We start from the raw sequence: 1,299 nt of genomic DNA on the forward strand, positions 1-1,299 counted from the left end.
GGGGGTGCGGACGATTTCTTGGACCGCGCCTAGGCGTATCCAAGCTTCCTGCGGTACTCCATCGGGCTGAGCCACCCGAGGGACTTCTTGATCCGCTCCTCACGATAGTATACGAGGTAGGCCTCGAGCCTGCCCATGAACTCCCCGGCCGTCACGCCCTCCCAGTCCCTGTAGTGGAAGAACTCGTTCTTGAGGCGGCCGAAGAAGCCCTCGCAGGCCGAGTTGTCCGGGCTGCAGCCCTTCGCGGACATGCTCCTGGCCAGCCCGTTCTCCTCGCAGATCCCGATCCACTCCGGCCAGCGGTAGTGGCCGCCGCGGTCCGAGTGGATCGTCGTGCGGGCGCCCGCCGGCCTGGCCGCGCAGGCCTTGAGCAGGCTCGAGTTCGCGAGGCGCTTGTCGGGGTGCAGCCCGATCGACCAGGCGACGGGCATCCCGTCGAAGCAGTCGACTATCGGGCTCAGGTAGACCTTCTCGCCGCCCGGGAGCCTGAACTCGGTGATGTCGGTGAGCCACAGCCGGTTGGGCTCGTCGGCGTGGAAATTCCTGTTCACGAGGTTCTCCGGTGCCTTGGAGACCTCGCCGGCGTAGGAGCTGTAGCCCCGGGCGCGCCTCTTGTTGTAGACGACCTCGAGGCCCTCCTCGCGCATCACGCGGGCCACGCGCTTCTCACTGGCGCGGACCCCCTCGCGGCGCAGGCGCGCCCAGACGGTGCGGTACCCCCAGCACCCCGAGCCCTCGCGGAAGATGCGCACCACGCGGTCGCGTATGTCGGCGTCGCGGTCGCGCGGTGCGGCGACGCGGGGCCTCCAGTACTCATAGGAGCTCTTCGATATCCTCAAGAAACCTGTGATCGAGCGGAGGGGCAGGGCGGTCGCCAGCCTCAATCTCTCGCCGAGCTCGCACTTGCTCCTGTTCGAGATCGAAGCCGGGTCCCACCCTTCCGCTTTTAGGTCGGCCAACACCGCCCTGAGCAGCAGGTTCTCTATCTGGTCCTCGTTGAGCCCGGCGAGCGGGCCGGTCGCGGGCGGGGCGTAGATCGACTTGTCGGGGCCCAAGCTGGCCTCCTTCCGTGGCGGTTTCCTCGCCACGATTCTACAGCGCGCCCCGGTGTAGCTGTGCGGGAGGTGCCCCGTCGCCCACTTCTTGGCCGCGCCCACCGAGACCCCCGCGAACTTCGCGGCGGCGGTGGGCCCCATGCCGTCCTCCGTCGCCAGGAGGAAGAGCTCGACCTTCTCCCTGCTGTACATGCGAACCTCCAGTCCGGACCGCCCCGCGGTCCAACTTTCTGTCCGCACCCCC

The 1,299-nt window shown here is 68.1% G+C and carries 1 protein-coding gene; it reads right to left on the minus strand.

All coding sequences use genetic code 11. The features are described 5' to 3' along the window. Positions 1–29 precede the first annotated feature (29 nt). A partial coding sequence (locus tag AB5767_RS10010) for an IS3 family transposase (protein WP_368132946.1) occupies positions 30–1,299 on the minus strand: 1,270 nt, incomplete at its 5' end.

The sequence above is a fragment of the Collinsella aerofaciens genome, from assembly GCF_040926265.1.
Taxonomy (GTDB): Bacteria; Actinomycetota; Coriobacteriia; order Coriobacteriales; family Coriobacteriaceae; genus Collinsella; species Collinsella aerofaciens_BB.